The organism is Aeromonas sp. 601027 (assembly GCF_049174455.1).
Lineage (GTDB): Bacteria > Pseudomonadota > Gammaproteobacteria > Enterobacterales > Aeromonadaceae > Aeromonas > Aeromonas veronii_A.
The window spans coordinates 128,334-149,520 of the sequence record NZ_JAAKTN010000002.1 but is presented as its reverse complement, the minus strand read 5'-3'; the positions used below and the strand labels follow the sequence as shown (position 1 = coordinate 149,520).

Here is a 21,187-nt window from a genome sequence, read left to right as displayed (position 1 = left end):
ATTAACACTGATGTTTTGTACTGTGAGGTTCAGAAATGGCAGCAAGAAGGATACCCAAGATCAAAGAATTTCCCATGGATGGGAAATTCTGGCGTGTTGATTGGAAAGGAGCTGTGCTCCCAAATCCTGACGTCACTACTGAGCCTCTTTTCCAAATCGTACTCAGTCCGTTCCTTGATAACCCCTTTAAAATGCGAGGAGACAAGCGAGCATCGGTTAGCCAAACTGATGTAGAACATCAGATAGTTGTTAACATAGGTATTGGACAGTTGCCATTGATTGCCACTGGCTCTATATGGATGAATGGTATATGTCAGGATATTCTAGCGGGAAAATATGAAGCAATAAATAATCTGCTAATTTCACCACAGACAACTCAGATAATCACAGCTACACATAAAGAAAATGGAAAAAATATTATTCCATACAAATCCTACCGTATTGGAAAGGCTGGCGCAGGAAGCAAACTGGTAGCAATTGAACGTAATGGAGATCCATTTGCTCTTCTAATCCCTGTAATGGAATTAGTTAGATTTTATTATGCCATCTCAACAAATTTGTCTCATGCATTATTCTTTGGCTCATTACAACATAACCCAGATTCAGTTATAAATCTTAGTCGTACTCATTATCGTGCTGAAGATGATAGGTTTTTCCTTGGTTTGAGACAACATATAACTGATGAAGAAGGATGGATAATTGCTAGAATTCTTCATTCTAAAGAAGCATTTTTAGCTAGCTGTAAAATCCATGATGCTGTATTGAAAAATGCAATAAATCATAATTTTATACATATTGAATCCGATTTTCCGTTTACTGGCCTAACTAATCTTGAGGCTAGAGTAAAATGGATACAACAATCGGAAGACTCCCCATGGCGTTGCCTAGTATTGTCTTTAGAGCGTTGCTCTGCCCCACTCCCATATAGCCACCTAACAGTGATTAGAGATAATGATGGTACTGGAGCAAAAAACGATACCGATCGTCCAGAAGATGAAAAGAAACTATATTCCCGCAAAACAGTAACTTCTACACAAAAATCTGAAGACCCACATCTGCAAAGTGGAACAGATACGAATGCAAGCCTGTCAAATATGCTAATAACTGTTCCAAGCGATCGATTTGGAGCATTAACAGGCCGAAAGCCGGATAAACCTACGAAAGAGGAATGTGAATATCGTAGTGCAGGTACGTCATTACAAGGCTTTCTCATTGACGCTCTCGGTACAGGTCTTGGTGGCTTTGGTTTGGATGAAAAAAATACCCAAAAAGCCAATATTTCTCCTACCTACACACGCAAAAAAGGTGCTAAAGCAAGTTTTGATATCTTAATTTCAGCAGTAGAAGAACTGAATAAATATAATGGAATATCCGCAAGCATTCGCCAAGTAGCCCCCGCATTTGAACACATGCCATTAACAAAATCATCAAAAAGATGGCAATGGGCATATTTGGATTCATCAACCAAAACAAAGCGCGATGTTATAATCGCAGATATTTTATTTAATGGGCAATTTTTTAATCTTATCGAGTTTGAAATGAGAGAAAATGAAAATTTCACAGTCTCGTTGATCTCGTCTGGGGAGCACAAACTCAACGCTGAAGATTTTCATAAAATCCTCTTTCGATGTTCTCTAGCTGAAGGTATTTGGAAGAAGATCAAACTCAATGACCTAGGTATCGATTTGATAAGCCTAAAACACACATGGAGCGATCACAAGTCGTTTTCTGAGGCAATAAACAGACGAATTATTACCATACCATAATTTCCACAATAGTAATTACTGTGGCATCAGCAATGATTAAGGTACGCATAAATATAAAAATCACTATATCAAACTTCTTAGTCTAAATAAGATTATATTGATATTTTTCTTTTTTTGTATTAAATTAATCAATGTTATTATCGTGATGGAGAATCTTAATATGGAAGAAGAATTTAGCAAATATGATCCTGCCGAATACTTGACTAGTGAAGCAGAGATCAATGCTTACCTGAAGGAAGCGATCGAGATTGGAGACTTAGAGTTGATATCTGTTGTACTTAATGACATTGAGAAGATACGTAAAAGTAATTCACATCACCCTTGATTTTTTGACACGACTTAAATTAAGAGTACTTTTACCTATAAAATCTCCCTTCACCTCTCATCAAAATTATTAAGGGCGCAGCGATGTTAAATGCAGATAATTCTCGGGTTAGAATTCTCAGTCTTAACGGAGGGGGGGCTAGGGGGCTTTTTACTATAAGTGTGCTCGCAGAGATAGAACGTATAATCGCATCGAGAACTGGAATCCAAGATGTCAAGGTAGGTGACTATTTTGATCTAATAACAGGAACCTCCATAGGTGGAATATTAGCTCTTGGGCTAGCTACAGGAAAAACAGCAAGAGAACTAGAAGCAGTGTTCTTTGAGCAAGCCCCTAATATTTTTCCGCCACGCTGGGGATGGCTCAATACATTAAGGTCTCTTTTCGCACCGATCTATGATAGTGAGCCCTTGAAAAGAGCTGTAGAAAAGATGATAGGGGCAGATACCGTATTTAATGACCTTAATAGACGAGTAATGATTCCAGCAGTAAACTTATCCACTGGTAAACCCCAATTCTTTAAGACTCCTCATAATCCTAATTTTAACAGAGATGGCATATTAAAATTGATCGATGCGGCGATGGCGACCTCGGCCGCACCAACCTACTTTGCTCCTCACTACTGTGACGATCTTAAAGCATACTTTGCGGATGGTGGCTTGGTCGCAAACAACCCAAGTTATATTGGTTTACTTGAGGTTTTCCGTGATATGAAAACTGATTTTCCCAATGCATCTCACCAGAATGTTCATATTTTAAACATTGGAACTCTTGGCGAAGAATATACAATAAGTCCAAAGGCTCTGGATGCAAAATGGTGGAATGGATATATTGGATTGTGGGGAGCAGGAAAACGATTAGTCCTAACAACAATGACATCAAACCAGTTATTGCATAAAAACATGCTAATACGAGAGTTATTAACTAACTCCGCTAAAGATAATTATGTGTATTTAGATGATACCATACCAAACGAGGCAGCAAGCGATATCACATTAGATAATGCCAGTAAGAGCTCGCTTCGGAATTTATCAAGTAGAGGTAAACAACTGGCGACAGTTGAATTTACCAGTAATATGAAATTGCAATATTTTTTTGATATCCCAGCACTTCCTTTTAATCGTGTGATAATTGAAGGAAACAACTAATGACTTGGAATTTTCACGAGTACTACACCGATAATGAGAACGGCCTTATAGGTAAATTGGTACTCTCACCAAATGAAAAAAAACAACTAATAGATTTACGTCAAGTTATTCGCTGGAGAACCAAAGAGATTTTTGAAGAGGCAAAAATGATTGCTTCTTCAATCTCCACATTAGAAAATATAGAGTACCGGCTTATTAACTCAAAATTAAGCTACCTATCCAAAGTTGAGCGAAATCAAATTGCAAAACTAATTTATGATTTGGATGAGGATGCCCGTCAAGAATTTTTAGGCCTAACTCCACGCTTTTGGACTCAAGGAAGCTTTCAATACGACACTCTCAATCGACCGTTTCATCCAGGCCAAGAAATGGACATTGACGATGGCACCTATATGCCAATGCCAATTTTTGAAGCTGAACCTAAAATAGGCCATTCGTTGCTCATTTTACTAGTTGACTCATCCTTAAAATCACTAGTAGCAGAGCATGATGGTTGGGTTTATGAAGCAAAACAAACTTGCGGCAGAATCAAAATCCCAAGCAACAAAACACATATCGATGTGCCTATGTATGCTATACCGAAAGACCAATTTCTTCAAAAGCAGACCGCTATGGCTAAATGTAGAGCTAGAATCGGTTCTGAAAGTATTTTTGAATCCTACGCGATGGACAGTGATGATACATCTTATGAAGTTGACTCCAAACATGTAAATCTAGCTCTACGTGATGGTAGTAAAAAATGGCTGAACAGTGATCCTAAAATTGTTGAAGACTGGTTTAATAACAGTTGTATTCGTATAGGTGAACACCTTCGAGATGTTTGTCGCTTTATGAAGGCTTGGCGCGATGCTCAATGGGAAGTTGGGGGGCCATCATCAATTAGTCTCATGGCCGCCACTGTAAATGTAATGGATCGAGTGTGGCATGATTCAAAAAATATGGGAGAAACGATGAAGACCGTTGCAAAACACCTCCCAGAAGAGTTTAGGAATGGCATTGAAAGCCCTGATAGTACTGATGAAAAGCCACTGTTTCCACCATTTAATGAACATGGCAACAGGGAGAAAGATATAATGGAAAAATTGAATAAACTACATGGTATTCTTCTTGACGCTGAAGTTGCAGAATCAAAGCAAAATGCTTTATCTAAAATTAATAAGGCATTTGGTAAACGTGTAAGTGATCATAATTTAATTATTTCTGAAGCAGCTTCGCCAGTATTTAGAGAGACGGCAAGTATAGCCACCACACCATCTAAGATTAGTAGTACTATGGTAAGCGGCTAAGTATGAACTCTGAGCTTCATAGTATCTTATTGGGCTGTGGTTTCATATATACCCCAGCCCAACGAATGCCAAAAGATACACTGATATATAATAGAAATAATCGATATGGGTATTACGTTAAAGACTACATCACTGATGTAGGAGTATTCTCTATTGCTTTAGTTTTATCAAATGATCCACATATCAAACTCCCTACAGCTTTTGCAATTCAACGTCCTGACTACTGTCTTGGAAGACTGACGCCTCATATATCCCATGAGGGCATAGTTTGCTATGTCTCACAAATGGAGGCCGACTGGGACCCTAACGATCTAGATGGGTTATATCATGACGTTGATGCACAGATACAGATTACTTTAAACAACGCAATTAGATCATTAATAAATTCACCATCTAATGATATTGAATTAGAGGGAGAGTTTTCTGCCTATTGGAGACCAATAGAAGAACTTTTTATTCTTTCTAAACCTATAAAAAAATCTGTTTTATCCACATGGGTTATAAATTATGAAAACAATACCTACGATGAATATTTGACTGTCGAGAATACCCTTGATAAAAACAATAATGAGCACATAAATTGGCTAAAGCAACGTGGATTGAAACCGGAAGGATTAAAAAAAGGACCAATACCCACTCATTATATTCTTGTCAAACCTACTAAACTCGCAGGTGTAACATGGCCACCTATGAGTTTTTCTAATGTATTGACTTGGCTTTCAGAAGTAGATCATATTGCACGTGATCGAGTAATTGATTGCTTATTATCCAAGGATAAAAAAAGGCATGTCCTATTACTTGACATAGAACACCAAGATACACTTGCTATCTACATCGAGTTAAATTTAGATGCAATAAACATAAAGCGCTATTCTAGAAAAAGTGCTAAGAGTTCATCTTTGAAATATAAAGCATCTCTACTCGGTGGTAAAAATGTTACCTCTGTATTTAAGCGTCTAAGCGTAACAAAGTCAGATAGGGATACATTACTAAGTCGCAATTTACCACGACCAGGTGTAGGTAATTTAAGTAACAAAAGAATAGCACTTATTGGCTGTGGTACAATCGGTGGTTACTTAGCTCAATTACTGTTACGTAGTGGAGCCGGATGTGGTGAAAAACATTTTCATCTATATGATAGTGATCATTTTAGTCCTCATAACTTTGGCCGCCATACTTTAACAGCTAACTATTTTGGCAAGAATAAAGCATTAGCTTTAGCTGAAACATTATATGACACGATACATATCGTTAAAAACATTAAAGGATTTTCGTCACAGTTTCCAATTTTACCGAAAACACTAGCACACTACGATATAATAATTGATGCAACTGGACGGCCACCAGTATCTAAGCGTTTAAGCGCTGTAATTAGGATGATCAATAGTGAATCGAGACCAATTCTTATTCATGCATTAAATGATGGAAATGGACGAGCATCTAAAGTCCTGGTTGATGACGGAAGCTGCTGTTATGGCTGTATGGTTTCCGATCCAGCTACACATCGAAATAATATTGACTTGAGATTTGAAAAAATTGACCAATCATCTGAAATAGATATTAGTTGTGGTAGTACATATGCACCATATGATGCAGCAGTCAGTCATATTACGGCAGCATTAGCACAAGAAGCAGTTCTTAATACTTTAGAAGAAAATGCACCATGGACTTATAATGAACATATGTTCGATGGTTCTCGTTCTAGAAAGCAAAAACGACTTGTCCGTTACAATAATTGCCCCATTTGTCATGAATAAAAATTTAGACTTAATATTTTCAGATAACGGTAATGGTATGATTGTGATAATGAGCAATGTAGTAGAGATATTGTTATCACATCGCCAGCTTACACCTGACAGTTTCGAGGCCGCTGGGGTTATTATTGGAGAACGCAGAGGAATGCATCTAGTAATAAATGACCTTTCTGAACCCGGAGTCGGCGATATTAGACACCGTTACAACGTAGATAGACGAGGACAACATCATCAAGCTAAGGTAATATCAACATTCTCTCAATCCAATGGGCGAAAACAATATTTAGGTGAATGGCATACTCACCCTGAAGATTATCCAACGCCATCCAACACAGATAAATCCTCTTGGGTGCGAAATTTAAAATATGATAAACCAATGATCGTCATCATTGTCGGCCGTTATGATTTATGGGTAGGGAAAATATTTAAAAACTGTCTCGTAAAGCTAACTAAAATTCAAGATAATTAAACATGTAATATCTTTAACAATTTCAATTACGAAAGTTTTTTATTGTATATTCTTTCAATTCACCCTCAAAGTCCTTATACAACATATGTAATGGAATTATTTCCAACTTAACCATGCTCTTTAATTTTCTTCTGTTAGCTGTGAGTGAAAAAGCGATTTCAATTAAAACATGCCGCTCTTGGATTGGTCTTAATTCCAAATTTACTGGACATGACAACATATTCACAATCGTATTCCCCCCCTTATCCGAAATATATTTAGCAAATCCTTCACCATATTTTTTTGAACTGATTAAACGACAGATCTGGTGTAACAAGGCTAAATTGACATAACTTAAAGAACCAGTTGGGTAAAATCCCCGATCGATAGTTTTAAGAAGACTTGTCCATCGATTCTTTACAAATATCGAGGCTATATTTGCACCTTCGACAAAGGTACTACTTAATTTTTTTTCACACTGCCAACAACAGTCTAACGTATCAACATGTGACTTTTTAGGCCTTCCCAATTCAATCCTATGAAACGCAATCGAAGCCCCACAGTGGGGACATCTATCAACCATCATAATCTGATGTTTTGGGCAAAAGGTATAGAATGCCAAACGCCAAGCTAGTCTGAAATATGGTATATCATCCTGAGCTAGGCATTGTGGACAATATTGAATAGCATAGCCAGTATTAAGGCGGTGATGATGCTTTATTGGCATGATCCAACGGAGATAACTTGCCGTATGGAGAATTGGGAATAACCTTTTTTCATAAAGTCTAAAAGTCGTATTTTTGATCTTCTTTATTGGAGTTCCTGCTTTACTACTCATTATTTTAAGCAACCATTCTGGAGCATTTCTATCTATGTCACGGTTCCATATCTGAAAATCGTTTCCGAATGCTTGATCACAAAATGTTTGCACCTTTACGCCATTTGCATGGGCAGTCCGAACGATCAGGCAAGATAAGGATTCTCCTGGCAACGGATGGGGGTGTGCAGGCCAGAGTGTACCCGACAGCATTAACGCACTCCTTCCAACTGGCGTTTACGTTTAGATGGCGGAGTCCAGTCTACTTGTTGGAGAATTTTTGCTGAAATCGTCTCCGCACCTGAATGAATAGCTAGTATACTTGCTTCTGATAGCAAGCGTGACAGTTCACCAATATAACCTTCCGACATGGCATAAAGAGTAGATGCCATATCCTGCTGAGAAAGATTTGAAACCTGTTTCAAAGGAAGCATCCGTTCAAAGCTGGCTAGCAATCTCTGGAAGTCGTGGTCCATTTCCCATCTAGGCAAAGTGATCGGTTCAAACCGGTTTGAAAGCTGAGGGTCTGTTTGCAATGCTCGAAAGGCATCTTTGGTACCAACACCAATGATGCTGATTTGGAGTTCGTTACCCAGATATTTAATTACGTTCAAGAATGCCTTCTGGCGGTTCATATTACCCGCCAAAATATGATGAATTTCGTCGATAATGAGCACTTTCAGACCAACATAACGGAGTAATTTTATTACCTGAAACTGTTTTTTGTCTACTCGCTCGCTGGGGCGATATGGGGCGAATAACAGTTCAAGGATCGCATTATAAAAACGCCCCTCATCAGGTACCGGTGGAGCCTGAACCAGTAGAACGGGAGCCTGAATACCCTCTCCAGATGGATTGTCGATAGCAGGGTGCAAGTTTTTGAAGCGCTGCACTAACATGGTTTTACCATTGTTTGTATCCCCCACGATCAGTAAATTAGGCATCCGATGGGTTCTAGGGTAAATCAGCAGGTCCTCCAGTTTGGCAAGTATCTGTTTTGCTTTTGGATATCCGATCCATCGCTCTGAGCGTATTTTTAGGATCCTGTCTTTATCCGCCAGAGCCAACGCTTCAATAGCTGAAGTATTTAAATGGTTATATATAATCATTACAAATCATCCATTTCATCAAATGGCATAATATCGGATATGACCGAAGTCGAGTCACTCATCACCAAATATTTTGATTCTGGGCTTTCAACTGTGGGGGGCGTGATAAACGGCTTTTCAACCTGTTGGTGATGAGCTCTCCGTTGATTCGCTCGACGAGCAGCCTTGCTTTTAGCTAGCGCTTCGGTTTCGATTTCACGCATTCGGTCATAGGCATCAAAAATATTGCGCTCACTCAGATGACGGCGTTTATCTGAAGTCACTTTATTCTTGGCTTCCCGTAGTTCCCAGATACTGATCGCAGGATGTGAGTTATCCCGGTAAGGGATCGGATAGTAAGTCTGAATTTCAGGATCAAAAAACCAGATAACACTTATGTCCCTAGGGTCACACCGGAAGATGAATTTGCGTTTCCGCTTGCTATCTTTTGGGTCAGGGGCGTTTATCCAATGCCGAAGTACATCATGGTAGTAATGTATTTCTTCTACAACGACACCATAATCCTGAACTGTTCGGAGCTCAAAAGGCATAAAGTCTAATCGTAGCCTGTCTTCATCCGTTATCTTAGGCGGCAGGCCGCATCCCGGCTGATGCTCATCACCTAGAATTCCCTTTTTAAAGGCATCAATGGGTGCAGTACCTAAAGCAGAATGAACTTTCTGGTGGTAGACGTCAGCAATATATATGGACAGCCAAGTTTCAAACTCCGATAAGGTCAACGCGGCATGTTTTTCTGAGTTGTAGTCGCCTTTGGTATGTATGTTTGAGAAGGTTGTACCAGGCAGAGTATGGATCTCTTTTGAAAACGTCCCAAGAGCACGTTCAACATGAGCACCAAAATTTGGTCGGCCCACTGGTCGCCATTCAATGTTGATATTGTACTCATCACAAGCCTTCTGAAGCATTTCCCCCCGAAACTCTTTTGCATTATCAACGTGAATAGTGGTCGGAAGTCCCCACACAGGCCATTCACTTTTTATGCCATTCTGGGCCAACCATTTGTCTTTTGGCAAAATTGAGTGCGCCAGACACAGACCGGTAGATAAAGCACTGGGCGGATCAAACGACACATAGAAACCTGTCACCATACGGCTGTAAACATCAAACGCCAGAGTGATCCAAGGCCGACCAATCGGTTGCCTGTAGTGATCATCTACAAGAATGATATCGAGCTTAGTATGGTCAATCTGCACAACAGACAGCGGCCAATCCGCACCGGGAAAAGAGCCTCTGTGTGGCTTGAATGACAAATCTGCTTTTTTGCGGCCTTCCCGCTTACTGACGACGATCTCAGGCGAGAGAGCCTTAACACGGTTACGTATGGTGTTGTCGTGCGGTGGCTCTACTCCTGCTCCCGTACAACGCTTGATGATTTCATCGCAAAGCTTCTGAATAGACTTTTTCTGTAATGTTAGGAAGTCTGTCGCCATTGATTCTCTAATTATTTCTTCAACCTCCGACGACAGTTTGGTCGTTCCTTTATCCCGGCGTGTTTTAGGTAGCAGAGATGACAGTACGCCGGAGTTCTCGTAGGCCTTAATCCAACCATACAGAGTGTTGGTTGAAATCGAATGCTTCTGGCCGTGTGCTGCTACCAGAGCTCTGGTTCTAGATGGCATATTAAGCAACGGCTTAATGATACTCATACGGGTTCGCGCAATTTCCCAAGCCTTGTCATCAATCAGTGTCAACTCCGGTCGTTTAATGACTTCAGCCTCTGGTGCCTGTAGTTTCGTGATGCTGGCATTTATGACTTCGTGGTTATCTTCAGCAATCAATTCAGCCAATTGCAGAGACAGAAGTTTAACAATCCGAAATGAACGCCCTTGGTAGCTGACCCGCTTACCGGGCTGAAGAACCAATTGTTTATGGCTCATGGATTCAAACTCCAAATGGTACTCGACATGGTGAGAGGTTGATCGAGATCGGTAGCGATCTGGCGGGTTCCTATCAGATACCAGAGCGTAGGCAATAGACGGGCTCTGTTCCATTCATCCTGATATATGTGGGCCAGAAGGTCTTTAGGTGTTGATTGATTCAATGTCTGGATCGCCTCGTCCAGAATATCCATATCAACTTCTGCTACGGGCCCATTCTTAACAAAAGGGAGCAGGAATTTTGCATTCTTCAGTCTGACTTCACGCACTTCTGTTTCAGTGATGAGCTTAAACCTCCATCCTTTGCTACGGGCAAACCGCAAGGCTGCTCTAAACTTGGGTTTCAATTCTGACCAACATTCTTTGAGTTCACTACGATATTTGACTTCATAGAGGGTGGTTGGATGATGAGGGCTGTGGAAGTAGGCCAATACATCCGGGGTATAGATACGTTTCTTATCCAACGCATCAAGCCAATGAACGGTGACAGGCTGCACTTCAAAGCTCGCGACTGCTGGGTCGAATTCCAGCAATGTAAAGAAATCACGTTCGAGTGTTGACTCGAACATAGCCTGTCCAGTGGACTTATGATGAGAGGCCACACCTGTGACATTGCGGTAGTTTTTCGGGATCTTGCGCACCGGCATATATGTCAATCCAATACAAAATAGCATTATAGGTAACGGGCATCAGCCGCCTGATTTATGGGCTGGTACAGAGGAGCGTTGCTCTAACGGCTGACATTGGCTATGAGAGTACAACGAAGCGATGTAAATGACAGAGGTCAAGTAACCTCGCACGATAGAGCGGCCAGTAACCGCCACCCTCGCAATGAGAAAGAGCGCCTATTGGCGCTCTTTCTGTTGGTGTCACTGACCGTTGCAGCTTGATCTACTCATCAGCCGTGGTCGAAGACCCCCTGCTGATGCCAGCGTTGCAACTGGGCCAACACCCGGGTCTCTCGCGCCGTCCACTGGGGACAGGGCCCCGCCAGCTGGGTCTTGTTGGTCTGCAGCGCTTCGTCGAGGCCAAACCAGCCGGGCACGAAGCCAAGGCGGATCTCGTAGGGCTGTGGCTGTGGCTCCACCAGTTGATCACCAATCCGGCACAAGTAGTAGAGCGAGCGGATGCAGTAGGCATCGAACCCCGGCTCGCGGGCGGCGCGGTATTCCCGGGTCTCGCCAAGCAGGGTCCCTACTTCCAGCAACTCGGCACCGCACTCCTCCTTCAGCTCGCGGGCCAGCGCCACATGGTGGTTTTCCCCCGCTTCAATGCCGCCCCCGGGGAACATCAGATCGCCGTTGACCCGGGAGTGGACCAGCAGCAGCTCGTCGCCACGAGGCACCACTGCACGCACCGTGAGGCGCTCCAGAGTACGGCCATCGGTACGTACCTCGCCATGAACGAAAGAGAGATCGAACGGATTGGGCCAGCAGCTGGCCGGAGAAAACGTCGTCATCACTGCCTCAGGGCCGGTAGTTGCCGTGCTGGAGCTGCTCGACAATTTCGGCAGCCCGCACATCGTAACCATCCTGCTCTGTCTTGCTCAGGGTGTGGTAGATGCCAAAACGCTTGGCTGAGACCTCGGGGCTATCCTGAAACGATTCGCTCACCTTGCCCCACAGATAGGCCAGCCCGTACTGCTTCTGGCCCATATAGAGGGTGCTGAGGGAGGTGAGCAGGCGGCTGTTTATCTTGTCACCTTCCCGATAGAGGGAGAGGCCGTGATGCATGATGGAAATAGCTTTCTCGGGGTCGCTCTTGGCGTAGGCTCCGCCAAGGGCCAGCTGAAGTTCCGGTTCGTCGAGCACCTTGTTACCTTCCAGCGCCATAAACTGCTGACGGGCCAGCTCGTTGGTGTTGTTGGTCCAGTGCCAGAGCAGCAAGTAGGGATCCTGCGAGTTGCGGGTGGCCACATCGAGCTGGGCCAACTGTTCGCCAGCCGCCAGCATCCCCTCCACCCGTGGGCTCTTCTGCTCGCGGGCATTCTTATACTCGATGTTGGTAGAGCGCTCGGCACACTTAAGATAGCGCTCAAGGTTGCGCATCAGCTCGTACTTGCGCCGATCCGTTCCCTCCTCCTTGAGATAGAAGCGGCTGCGGATCACATCGGTACGCTCGTAGCGACACCAGCCATCGTCCACCAGATCCTGACAGAGCTCGGCATGGTTGCTGCAGATATTGTGGATCCGATCGTCATTGCAGCCAGCTACGGCAAGGCCGACTGAAAGCATGATGAAGGTCTGTCGCAGGGGGAAATTGGCCATGATTCACATCTTGTTGGTAACGCGGGTTGGTAACAACTGAAGCCTCTGTCGGCCACCACCGGCTAGCAAACCGGTTACATATCCATTACAATGCGCGCGCCATATAAGGCCGCGATTGCAGAATAATATAACGAAATATAGACCCCTACACTGATCTGCATTCGACGAATTTTCTATTTACACCAACAACGTGAAATAAAGGATCTGGTCAATGACCCACGAGCACTACTTGCAAGCGTGGCAGGAGAGCCAGGAGCTCGCCGAAGCCATGCAACCCTTGATTGGTCGCCTCTACCGACAACAAGGGGTCGAGATCACCCTCTACGGCCGCCCACTGCAAAACGCCTCCACCATCGATATCCTCAAGGCCCACCGGGTCGTCCGCCGCCACCAGGGCGCTCCCCTCCCCATCCAGCAAAGCTTCCCCCTTCTTCAGGCCATCGTTGCCCTCAAACCCACCGCTGCCGAGGTAGACCTTGGCAAGCTGGCAGTCGGCTACTGGCAGGATCATCAGGATGAGGCGGGGATCGAGGACTATCTGCAAGCGCGACTGGCACCGGCCCTTGGCCGCAACCAGATGCCGCAGCCGACCGACGTGGTGCTCTACGGCTTTGGCCGTATCGGCCGCCTGCTGGCCCGCCTGCTGATCGAGCGTACCGGCGCCGCCAATCCGCTGCGCCTGCGCGCCATCGTGGTACGCGGTGGTCGCGACGGGGATCTGGAAAAACGCGCCAGCCTGCTGCGCCGCGACTCGGTACACGGTCCCTTCAATGGCTCCATCGAGGTGGATGTGGAGCGCAGCGCCATCATCGCCAACGGCACCTTCATTCAGGTGATCTACGCCAATAGCCCGGCTGACATCGACTACACAGCTTACGGCATTCACGATGCGCTGATCGTCGACAACACCGGGGTCTGGCGCGATGAGGCTGGCCTCTCCGAGCACCTGAAAGCGCGCGGTGCTGGCAAGGTGCTGCTGACCGCCCCCGGCAAGGGGGAGATGAAGAACGTGGTGTTCGGGGTCAACCATGAGGTGATAGGCCCGGATGACAAGATCATCTCCGCCGCCTCCTGCACCACCAACGCCATCACCCCGGTGCTCAAGGTGATGCAGGAGCAGTACGGCATCCGCCACGGCCACGTGGAGACGGTCCACTCCTACACCAACGATCAGAACCTCATCGACAACTATCACAAGGGGGAGCGGCGCGGTCGCAGCGCGGCCCTCAATATGGTGATGACCAGCACCGGCGCCGCCAAGGCGGTGACCAAGGCGCTGCCGGAACTCAAGGGCAAGCTGACCGGCAACGCCATCCGGGTGCCCACACCCAATGTCTCGCTGGCCATCATCAACCTGTCGCTGGAGCAGGCCACCGATCGGGAGAGCCTCAACGCCTATCTGCAGCAGATGGCGTTAAGCTCGGCCCTCCATCGCCAGATCGACTTCAGCGCCAGCACCGAGCTGGTCTCTTCCGACATGGTGGGTTCCCGTTATGCGGGCATCGTCGACTCCCAGGCGACCATCGCCGAGGGGGATCATTGTGTGCTCTACGTATGGTATGACAACGAGTTCGGGTACAGTTGTCAGGTAGTGCGGGTGATGGAGCAGATGGCTGGCGTAGTCCGCCAGGATCTGCCTGCATAGACCGATAGAGTCTACCTGCATGACCCGTCAGATCCCGCAGTTTATGGCTCAATAGTTCAAGGAGAAGGCCGGATGTCGTTTCAACAGGGTGAGTTTTTGCAAGCAATCAGGCAGATGCCCGAAGAGGTGTACGAGCGGCTCAAGACCGCAGTCGAGCTGGGCAAGTGGCCCGATGGCAAGCCCCTCACCGACGAGCAGAAGGCCACCTCCCTGCAAGCCGTGATGGCCTGGCAGGCGATGCACCTCGACAATCCCGAGCACATGAACATCGGCCGTGACGGCGAGATTGTGATGAAGAGCAAGAGCGAGCTCAAGCGTCAGTATCGCGATGAGGAAGAGATAGTGCGGGTCGACCTCAACCACTGAGCCTGACCCGGCAGGCCGCTCGTGGCGGCCACAACAGAGAGGGGAGCCATGATGGCTCCCCTCTTTTTTCCTATCGATGCCGGGTGACTCATCCCCCTCATCCCCAACCCTTCTCCCGCCAGGGGGAGAAGGGAGCAGGCTCGCACCTGCGAACAGTGAACGGGCCACCTGCCAACGCTCTTCATGGCAAGCCTTGCGGCCAACCGCACCTCGAGCTATCCCCTCTCCCGCCGGGAGAGGGTTAGGGTGAGGGCCGCATCGCTTAGGGAGTCAGCTCCCCGCGCAGGGACTGCTGCATCAGCTCGCGAATGCGGTGGGATGGCAAGTCTTGGCTCAGCAGGAAGTGCAGCTTGGTGAGTGCAGCTTCAGCGGTCATGTCAAAGCCCGAGATCACCCCAGCCCGCGACAGGGCGTTGCCGGTGGCATAGCCCCCCATATTGACCTTGCCGTGCAGGCACTGGCTCAGGTTGACGATGATGACGCCGCGGGCCGAAGCCTCGGAGAGCAGCGCCAGCATGGCCGGGTTTTGCGGCGCATTGCCGACCCCGAATGACAGCAGGATCAGCGCCTTCACCGGCTGTTGCAGGATGTTGGCGATCACCTCGCTGGAGATCCCCGGATAGAGGGTCACCACGCCGATGGGCTGGGGGGTGATGTCGTGCAGCACCAGCGGCCGCTCGGAGGGCACGCCCAGCTCGCCCGCCTCCAGCGAGATGGCGATCCCGGCATTGAGCAGCGGCGGATAGTTGGGGGAGTCGAAGGCGTGGAAGCCGTCTGCATGCACCTTCTTGCTGCGGTTGCCGCGATAGAGCTGGTTGTTGAAGAACAGCGTCACCTCGTGGATCGGGTAGTTGGCCGCGATATAGAGGGCGTTGAGCAGATTCTGCTGACCGTCGGAGCGCAACTCGGCCAACGGGATCTGGGAGCCGGTGATGATGACCGGCTTGTGCAGATCTTCCAGCATGAAGGAGAGCGCCGAGGCGGTGAACGACATGGTGTCGGTGCCGTGCAGGATCACGAAACCATCGTATTTCTCGTAGTTGTCGCGAATATCCTCGGCGATGCGCTGCCAATCCGCCGGGGTCATGTCGGAGGAGTCGATGAGGGGCGCATATTCGTGGATATGGTAATCCGGCATCTCGGGGCGGTGGAACTCGGGCATCCGCGCCAGACAGTCTTCCATAAAGCCCGCCATCGGCACGTAGCCGTGATCGGAACGCTGCATCCCAATGGTGCCGCCTGTGTAGGCAATGTAGATAGACTTCTTCACACCCTCTCCTCTTGATGAAGTGAACACCGCCGGAACATGAACCATGTCGGGGTGAACCACAATGTCAACGCCCGCCAGCGCCTCTGCGTGCAGCGGAAACCGGCGAATTATAGAGACTGGCGCCCCAAATGACAGCCGTTCCATGCACCCTTTTCGGCTTTTCTGCCCTCTACCTACATAGTGCTAAATGTCACAATAAACCACTAAAACGAGCATTAATACGACAAAGATGGAATTAAACGATGCTTTTTGCTACAATCCGCCGGATTTTACTAAAATCTCATCTGGATGCCTGAGCATTTCAGGCCCGCACAAGCCCCATCTTTCCTGGGGCGGGGAGATGTTTCCCCTTCTTTGTTGGCGCATGAGCCACACTGTTTTCATCCCGGCTGAATCTGTAAGTCTTTTGCTATGAAAGACACAGCCAATCAACATGGGAGTACTGAATGTTACAACTTGATTCCTACGCAACGCTGGTCGCTGCCACTCTGGTATTGCTGCTTGGCCGGGTGTTGGTTACCCGAGTCGGGCTGCTGCGTACCTTCAACATCCCCAAACCGGTAGCCGGCGGCCTGGTGGTCGCGCTGGTACTGCTGCTGCTGCGCTCCACCCTGCAGATGGAGCTGCAATTTGATACCAGCCTGCAAACCCCGCTGATGCTGGCCTTCTTCGCCTCCATCGGTCTCTCCGCCGATCTCGCCAGCCTGAAACGCGGCGGCAAGGCGGTGGTTACCTTCCTGATGGTGGTCACCGGCCTGCTGCTGGTGCAGAACAGTCTGGGTGTCGGTCTGGCGACCCTGCTCGGTCTGGATCCCCATATGGGGCTGCTGGCCGGCTCCATCACTCTCTCCGGCGGCCACGGCACCGGGGCGGCCTGGAGTGCCACCTTCTCCGAGAAATACGGCGTGCAATCCGCTGCCGAACTCGCCATCGCCTGCGCCACCTTCGGTCTGGTGCTGGGCGGCCTGATCGGCGGCCCGGTGGCTCGCTATCTGGTGAAGAAAGTGCAGGTGCCCGGTGAGGAGCACAATCAGGATGAGGCCCCCCAGGGCTTCGAAATGCCAGATATGGAGCGCCCCCTCACCACTTTCAGCGTTATCGAAACGCTGGCATTGATAGCCATCAGCCTCAAGGGTGGCGAGCTGCTCTCGGCCTCTCTCAAAGGGGGCGCCTTCGAGCTGCCGATCTTTGTCTGCGTGCTGTTTGTCGGCGTGCTGCTGCGCAACGTCCTGACCCTGCTGAACTGGCATGAGGTGAGCGATCGCGAGGTCTCCCTGCTGGGCAACGTCAGCCTGTCGCTGTTCCTCGCCATGGCACTGATGAGCCTGAAATTGTGGGATCTGGCCAGCCTGGCCCTGCCCATCTTCATTCTGCTGGCCGCCCAGACCGTGGCAATGGCGCTCTACGCCATCTTCGTCACCTTCCGGGTCATGGGCAGCAACTATGATGCAGCCGTGCTGGCGGCAGGTCACTGCGGCTTTGGCCTCGGGGCCACCCCGACCGCCATCGCCAACATGCAGGCCATCACCCAGCGCTTCGGTCCCTCCCACCTGGCGTTTCTGGTGGTGCCCATGGTGGGCGCCTTCTTTATCGACATCATCAACGCCATGGTGATCAAGCTGTTTATGGCGATGCCATTCCTGTAATTCCCTTTCCGTCAGACGTATATGATCAGAGCCCACCTTTCGGTGGGCTCTTTGTTTGTTATCGACTCGCCAGGTGACGCAGGCAGAGCCGGGGCTCGTATCCGCCACCAGGGTGACCCGCGAGCAACCCGGAATCCCTATATCCCGCACTTCCCCGAACAACAAAAAGCCCCGCACTCGACAGAGGGCGGGGCTTTTTTATCTCAGCCGGAACAGGCCGAGAGTTGCACCTTACAGGATAAAGGTCGACACCTGCTGGTTAAGGTCAGCTGCCCGTCCCTTGAGACTCTGGGCCTGATCCAGATCGCGCATGGCGGCGGCGGTGATCTCGTCACTCACATCCTTGATGGCGGTGGTGTTCTGGGTGATCTCGCCGGTCACCTGGGTCTGCTCCTCAGCGGCAGTGGCGATCTGGCCCGCCATGTCGGAGATGAGGGAGATGGCACTGGTGATCTCTTCCAGTGCGCGCACCGCCTGATCCGCATCCTGCACGCTGTTGTCCGCCAGCCCCTGACTGGTCTGCATCAGGCTCACCGCGCGGGCGGTGGTCTGTTGCAGGGTCTCGATGGTGGACTGGATCTGCTGGGTGGAGTCCTGAGTACGGCGAGACAGCACCCGCACCTCGTCAGCCACCACCGCAAAACCACGACCCTGCTCACCAGCACGGGCCGCTTCGATGGCCGCGTTCAACGCCAGCAGGTTGGTCTGCTCGGCAATCCCCTGAATGGTGGAGAGAATGCTGGTGATCGCCTGCGCGTGACGGCTCAGCTCGCCGATCACCTCGGTCGCCTGCCCCACCTCTTCAGCCAGACCATTGATGGACTGGCGGGTCTTGTTGACCAGCATCTTGCCCTGCTCACTGCTCTGGGCAGATTGCTGGGCAGCGGCGGCGGTGTTCTCGGCGTTGCCGGCGATCTCCATGGTGGCGCTCGCCATCTCGGTGACCGCAGTGGCGACCATGGTCACCTCCTGCTGCTGACGCTGCAGCTCGTCCACCGCGGCCTGGTTGGTCACCAGACTGCGCTCGGCATCGGCGTTCAACTCGTTGGCCAGCTGACGGATATTGCCGATCAGCTGATGCTGGCTGCCGACGAAACGGTTGAAGCTGTTGGCCAGTTGGCCCACTTCGTCGTTGGCGTCGATCTTGATGCGCTGGGTCAGATCGCCGTTACCATCGGCAATACGAGCCAGTGCCTGGGAGACCTTGGTGAGCGGGCCAAGCAGCATGCTGACCAGCCAGGAGATAGCGAGGATGCTACCCACCAGCACCAGCAGCGCCATGCCCAGCTGGGTCATCAGCAGGGAGGAGAGCGGCGCTTCCAGCGCGGCCTTGTCCAGCACCAGCACCAGTTCCCAATCCGTGTCGGGGATATCGGCCGCCCACAGCAGCTTGTCTCGACCTTCGTTGTCAAAATAAGCTGGCACCAGCTCTTTGCTCGACTTGCTCTGCTCGATCAGCGCGTTGGTCAGATCGTTGTCGATCTCGCTGGCCGGTTTCATCGCCTTGGCAGCATCCTTGTAGGCGATGATGGTGCCATCCTTGTGCATCATGATGGCGAAACCGTCGGCAGGCAGCTGCATCTTGGTCACGTCTTCCACCAGCGAGGCGATGGAGAGGTCACCACCGACGACGCCGCCAGAAACCGGCTGGGCAAGGGTCACCACCATGATGTTGTAAGCCACATCGAGATAGGGTTTGGTGACAATCAGGCCACCTTTGCTCATCGCCTCCTGATACCAGCCGCGGGAGCGCGGGTCGTAGCCATCGCGGTTGATGGAGGGATCGGAGTCATTCATCTTGCCGCTGCTCTCACCGAAATAGGTGAGCTGGAAACGGCCGGAAACTTGTGCCTGTTGCAAGGCATTGAGGGGGTCGGCACCGGCCTTGTTGCCGAGCGCCTGGATCACGTCGCGACGGGCGGCGAGCCAGTCGCTGACACGCTCGGCCTGCTGGGTACCCAGCCGTTGCAACTGCTCCTGGCTGCCTTGCAGCAACAGGGACTTCTGGCTGCTATAGCTCTGCCAGGAGAGCAACAAAATCACCAACGAAAGGGCGATCACCACTGACAACAGTATCTTCTGCTTGAGTGACAGGTTTTTCATCATGTGTTCTTCTTATTGAGGTGAGGAGCGGGTTTTTCCCTGAATTGCACAACACTACACGTAGTCATTAGCGACCCGAATGGCCAAAACTGAACCTGAAAATGGGTCTGCGGGCGATATTTTCTACCGAGGTGGAGAAAAGTGCACCAGAAATTGACGGCATGAGCCGCACAAGCCAAGGCAACCCTGTTTATTCCTTCCACAATTGGCTAGAATATCCCGTTTTTAAATCACATCGACCCTGAGAGTTTTCACGATGTTCGAAGTTAATCCCGTATTAAATAAACTTAAGGAGCTGTCTGAGCGGACCGAGCTTCTTAGGGGGTACCTTTGACTATGACGCCAAGAAAGAGCGTCTAGAAGAGGTCAACGCCGAGCTGGAACAGCCGGACGTATGGAATGAACCCGAGCGCGCACAGGCGCTGGGCAAAGAGCGCGTCGCGCTGGAAAACGTGGTCGGCACCATCGACACCCTGACCCAGGGCGTGGATGACGTCGAGATGCTGGTGAGCCTGGCCGTGGAAGGGGAAGACGAAGAGACCTTCAACGAAGCCATCGCCGAATCCGAACAGCTGGAAGCCAAGCTGGTGGACCTCGAGTTCCGCCGTATGTTCTCCGGCCAGCACGACGGCTCCGACTGCTATATCGATATTCAATCCGGCTCCGGTGGTACCGAAGCGCAGGATTGGGCCAACATGGTGCTGCGCATGTACCTGCGCTGGGGCGATGCCCACGGCTACAAGCCCGAGCTGATTGAATGCTCCGAAGGCGACGTGGCTGGTATCAAATCCGCCACCATCAAGTTCACCGGCGAATATGCATTCGGCTGGCTGCGTACCGAAACCGGCGTACACCGTCTGGTTCGCAAGTCTCCGTTCGATTCCGGTGGCCGCCGTCACACCTCCTTCTGTTCTGTGTTCGTCTACCCCGAGATCGACGACGATATCGATATCGAGATCAACCCGGCGGATCTGCGGATCGACGTCTACCGTGCCTCCGGTGCCGGTGGTCAGCACGTTAACCGAACCGAATCCGCGGTACGTATTACCCACGTTCCGACCGGTGTCGTGGTACAGTGCCAGAACGACCGTTCCCAGCACAAAAACAAAGACCAGTGTATGAAGCAGCTGAAAGCCAAGCTCTACGAGCTGGAAATTCAGAAGCAGAACGCTGAGAAACAAGCCCTGGAAGAGACCAAGTCTGATATCGGTTGGGGCAGCCAGATCCGTTCCTATGTGCTGGATGACTCCCGTATCAAGGATCTGCGCACCGGCGTCGAAACCCGTAATACCCAATCGGTGCTCGACGGTGACTTGGACAAGTTTATCGAAGCCAGCCTGAAATCAGGTCTGTAAACAAG

The 21,187-nt window shown here is 49.4% G+C and carries 18 protein-coding genes; 10 read left to right on the top strand and 8 right to left on the bottom strand.

The annotated features are described in order from the left end of the window. Positions 1-74 precede the first annotated feature (74 nt). From G5193_RS04475 to G5193_RS04450, 6 genes are all read left to right on the top strand, one after another. Complete coding sequence (locus tag G5193_RS04475; protein WP_421205111.1) at positions 75-1,766, top strand: hypothetical protein; 1,692 nt, start codon at positions 75-77, stop codon at positions 1,764-1,766. 160 nt (positions 1,767-1,926) lie between these two features. Further along, the gene (locus tag G5193_RS04470; protein WP_421205110.1) at positions 1,927-2,091 is read left to right on the top strand and encodes a DNA-binding protein; all 165 of its coding nucleotides are present in this window, start codon (positions 1,927-1,929) and stop codon (positions 2,089-2,091) included. A gap of 83 nt (positions 2,092-2,174) precedes the next feature. Next, on the top strand, positions 2,175-3,239 hold the full coding sequence (locus G5193_RS04465; RefSeq protein ID WP_421205108.1) for a CBASS cGAMP-activated phospholipase: 1,065 nt from the start codon (positions 2,175-2,177) through the stop codon (positions 3,237-3,239). Then, positions 3,239-4,525 (top strand): CBASS cGAMP synthase, encoded by a 1,287-nt coding sequence (locus tag G5193_RS04460; RefSeq protein ID WP_421205106.1) that lies wholly within the window; start codon positions 3,239-3,241, stop codon positions 4,523-4,525. Before G5193_RS04465 ends, G5193_RS04460 begins: the two co-directional genes overlap by 1 nt. Positions 4,526-4,527: 2 nt before the next feature. After that, positions 4,528-6,282, top strand: coding sequence for an E2/UBC family protein (locus G5193_RS04455; protein ID WP_421205104.1), 1,755 nt, complete (start codon positions 4,528-4,530; stop codon positions 6,280-6,282). A gap of 49 nt (positions 6,283-6,331) precedes the next feature. Then, on the top strand, positions 6,332-6,748 hold the full coding sequence (locus tag G5193_RS04450; RefSeq protein WP_421205102.1) for a Mov34/MPN/PAD-1 family protein: 417 nt from the start codon (positions 6,332-6,334) through the stop codon (positions 6,746-6,748). A gap of 22 nt (positions 6,749-6,770) precedes the next feature. Here G5193_RS04450 and G5193_RS04445 read toward each other — a convergent pair whose 3' ends face one another. The 6 genes from G5193_RS04445 to G5193_RS04420 form a co-directional block, all read right to left on the bottom strand. Continuing rightward, the gene (locus tag G5193_RS04445; protein ID WP_421205100.1) at positions 6,771-7,757 is read right to left on the bottom strand and encodes a TniQ family protein; all 987 of its coding nucleotides are present in this window, start codon (positions 7,755-7,757) and stop codon (positions 6,771-6,773) included. Beyond that, positions 7,757-8,653: a TniB family NTP-binding protein gene (locus G5193_RS04440; RefSeq protein WP_421205099.1), complete on the bottom strand. Its 897-nt coding sequence runs from the start codon at positions 8,651-8,653 to the stop codon at positions 7,757-7,759. The genes G5193_RS04445 and G5193_RS04440 overlap by 1 nt, the downstream gene beginning before the upstream one ends. Continuing rightward, entirely contained in the window at positions 8,653-10,530 is a 1,878-nt protein-coding gene (locus G5193_RS04435; protein WP_421205097.1) for a Mu transposase C-terminal domain-containing protein, read from the bottom strand. Before G5193_RS04435 ends, G5193_RS04440 begins: the two co-directional genes overlap by 1 nt. Next, positions 10,527-11,177, bottom strand: coding sequence for a TnsA endonuclease N-terminal domain-containing protein (locus tag G5193_RS04430; protein ID WP_094698524.1), 651 nt, complete (start codon positions 11,175-11,177; stop codon positions 10,527-10,529). Before G5193_RS04430 ends, G5193_RS04435 begins: the two co-directional genes overlap by 4 nt. 251 nt (positions 11,178-11,428) lie before the next feature. Further along, complete coding sequence (locus G5193_RS04425; protein WP_421205095.1) at positions 11,429-11,989, bottom strand: NUDIX domain-containing protein; 561 nt, start codon at positions 11,987-11,989, stop codon at positions 11,429-11,431. A 7-nt stretch (positions 11,990-11,996) separates the two neighbouring features. After that, positions 11,997-12,797, bottom strand: a complete 801-nt coding sequence (locus G5193_RS04420) for a DUF2989 domain-containing protein (protein ID WP_421205094.1) — start codon at positions 12,795-12,797, stop codon at positions 11,997-11,999. Between the two features lie 211 nt (positions 12,798-13,008). Here G5193_RS04420 and G5193_RS04415 point away from each other — a divergent pair, with 211 nt between their 5' ends. Continuing rightward, positions 13,009-14,442, top strand: coding sequence for a glyceraldehyde-3-phosphate dehydrogenase (locus tag G5193_RS04415; RefSeq protein WP_421205092.1), 1,434 nt, complete (start codon positions 13,009-13,011; stop codon positions 14,440-14,442). A gap of 72 nt (positions 14,443-14,514) precedes the next feature. After that, the gene (locus G5193_RS04410) at positions 14,515-14,808 is read left to right on the top strand and encodes a YeaC family protein (RefSeq protein WP_005335194.1); all 294 of its coding nucleotides are present in this window, start codon (positions 14,515-14,517) and stop codon (positions 14,806-14,808) included. Between the two features lie 262 nt (positions 14,809-15,070). Here the strand turns inward: G5193_RS04410 and ansA are convergent, their stop codons facing one another. Then, positions 15,071-16,078 (bottom strand): asparaginase, encoded by a 1,008-nt coding sequence (gene ansA, locus G5193_RS04405; protein ID WP_005335195.1) that lies wholly within the window; start codon positions 16,076-16,078, stop codon positions 15,071-15,073. 446 nt (positions 16,079-16,524) lie between these two features. Here ansA and gltS point away from each other — a divergent pair, with 446 nt between their 5' ends. Then, positions 16,525-17,724, top strand: coding sequence for a sodium/glutamate symporter (gltS, locus tag G5193_RS04400; RefSeq protein ID WP_108614086.1), 1,200 nt, complete (start codon positions 16,525-16,527; stop codon positions 17,722-17,724). 231 nt (positions 17,725-17,955) lie between these two features. Here the strand turns inward: gltS and G5193_RS04395 are convergent, their stop codons facing one another. Continuing rightward, on the bottom strand, positions 17,956-19,827 hold the full coding sequence (locus G5193_RS04395; RefSeq protein WP_319920118.1) for a methyl-accepting chemotaxis protein: 1,872 nt from the start codon (positions 19,825-19,827) through the stop codon (positions 17,956-17,958). A 256-nt stretch (positions 19,828-20,083) separates the two neighbouring features. On the opposite strand from G5193_RS04395, the gene prfB reads away from it, so the two are divergent. After that, a protein-coding gene (gene prfB, locus G5193_RS04390) for a peptide chain release factor 2 (RefSeq protein ID WP_100645262.1) occupies positions 20,084-21,182 on the top strand; the annotation gives its coding sequence in 2 pieces (ribosomal slippage) (positions 20,084-20,158 and positions 20,160-21,182; 1,098 coding nt in all). Positions 21,183-21,187 lie beyond the last annotated feature (5 nt).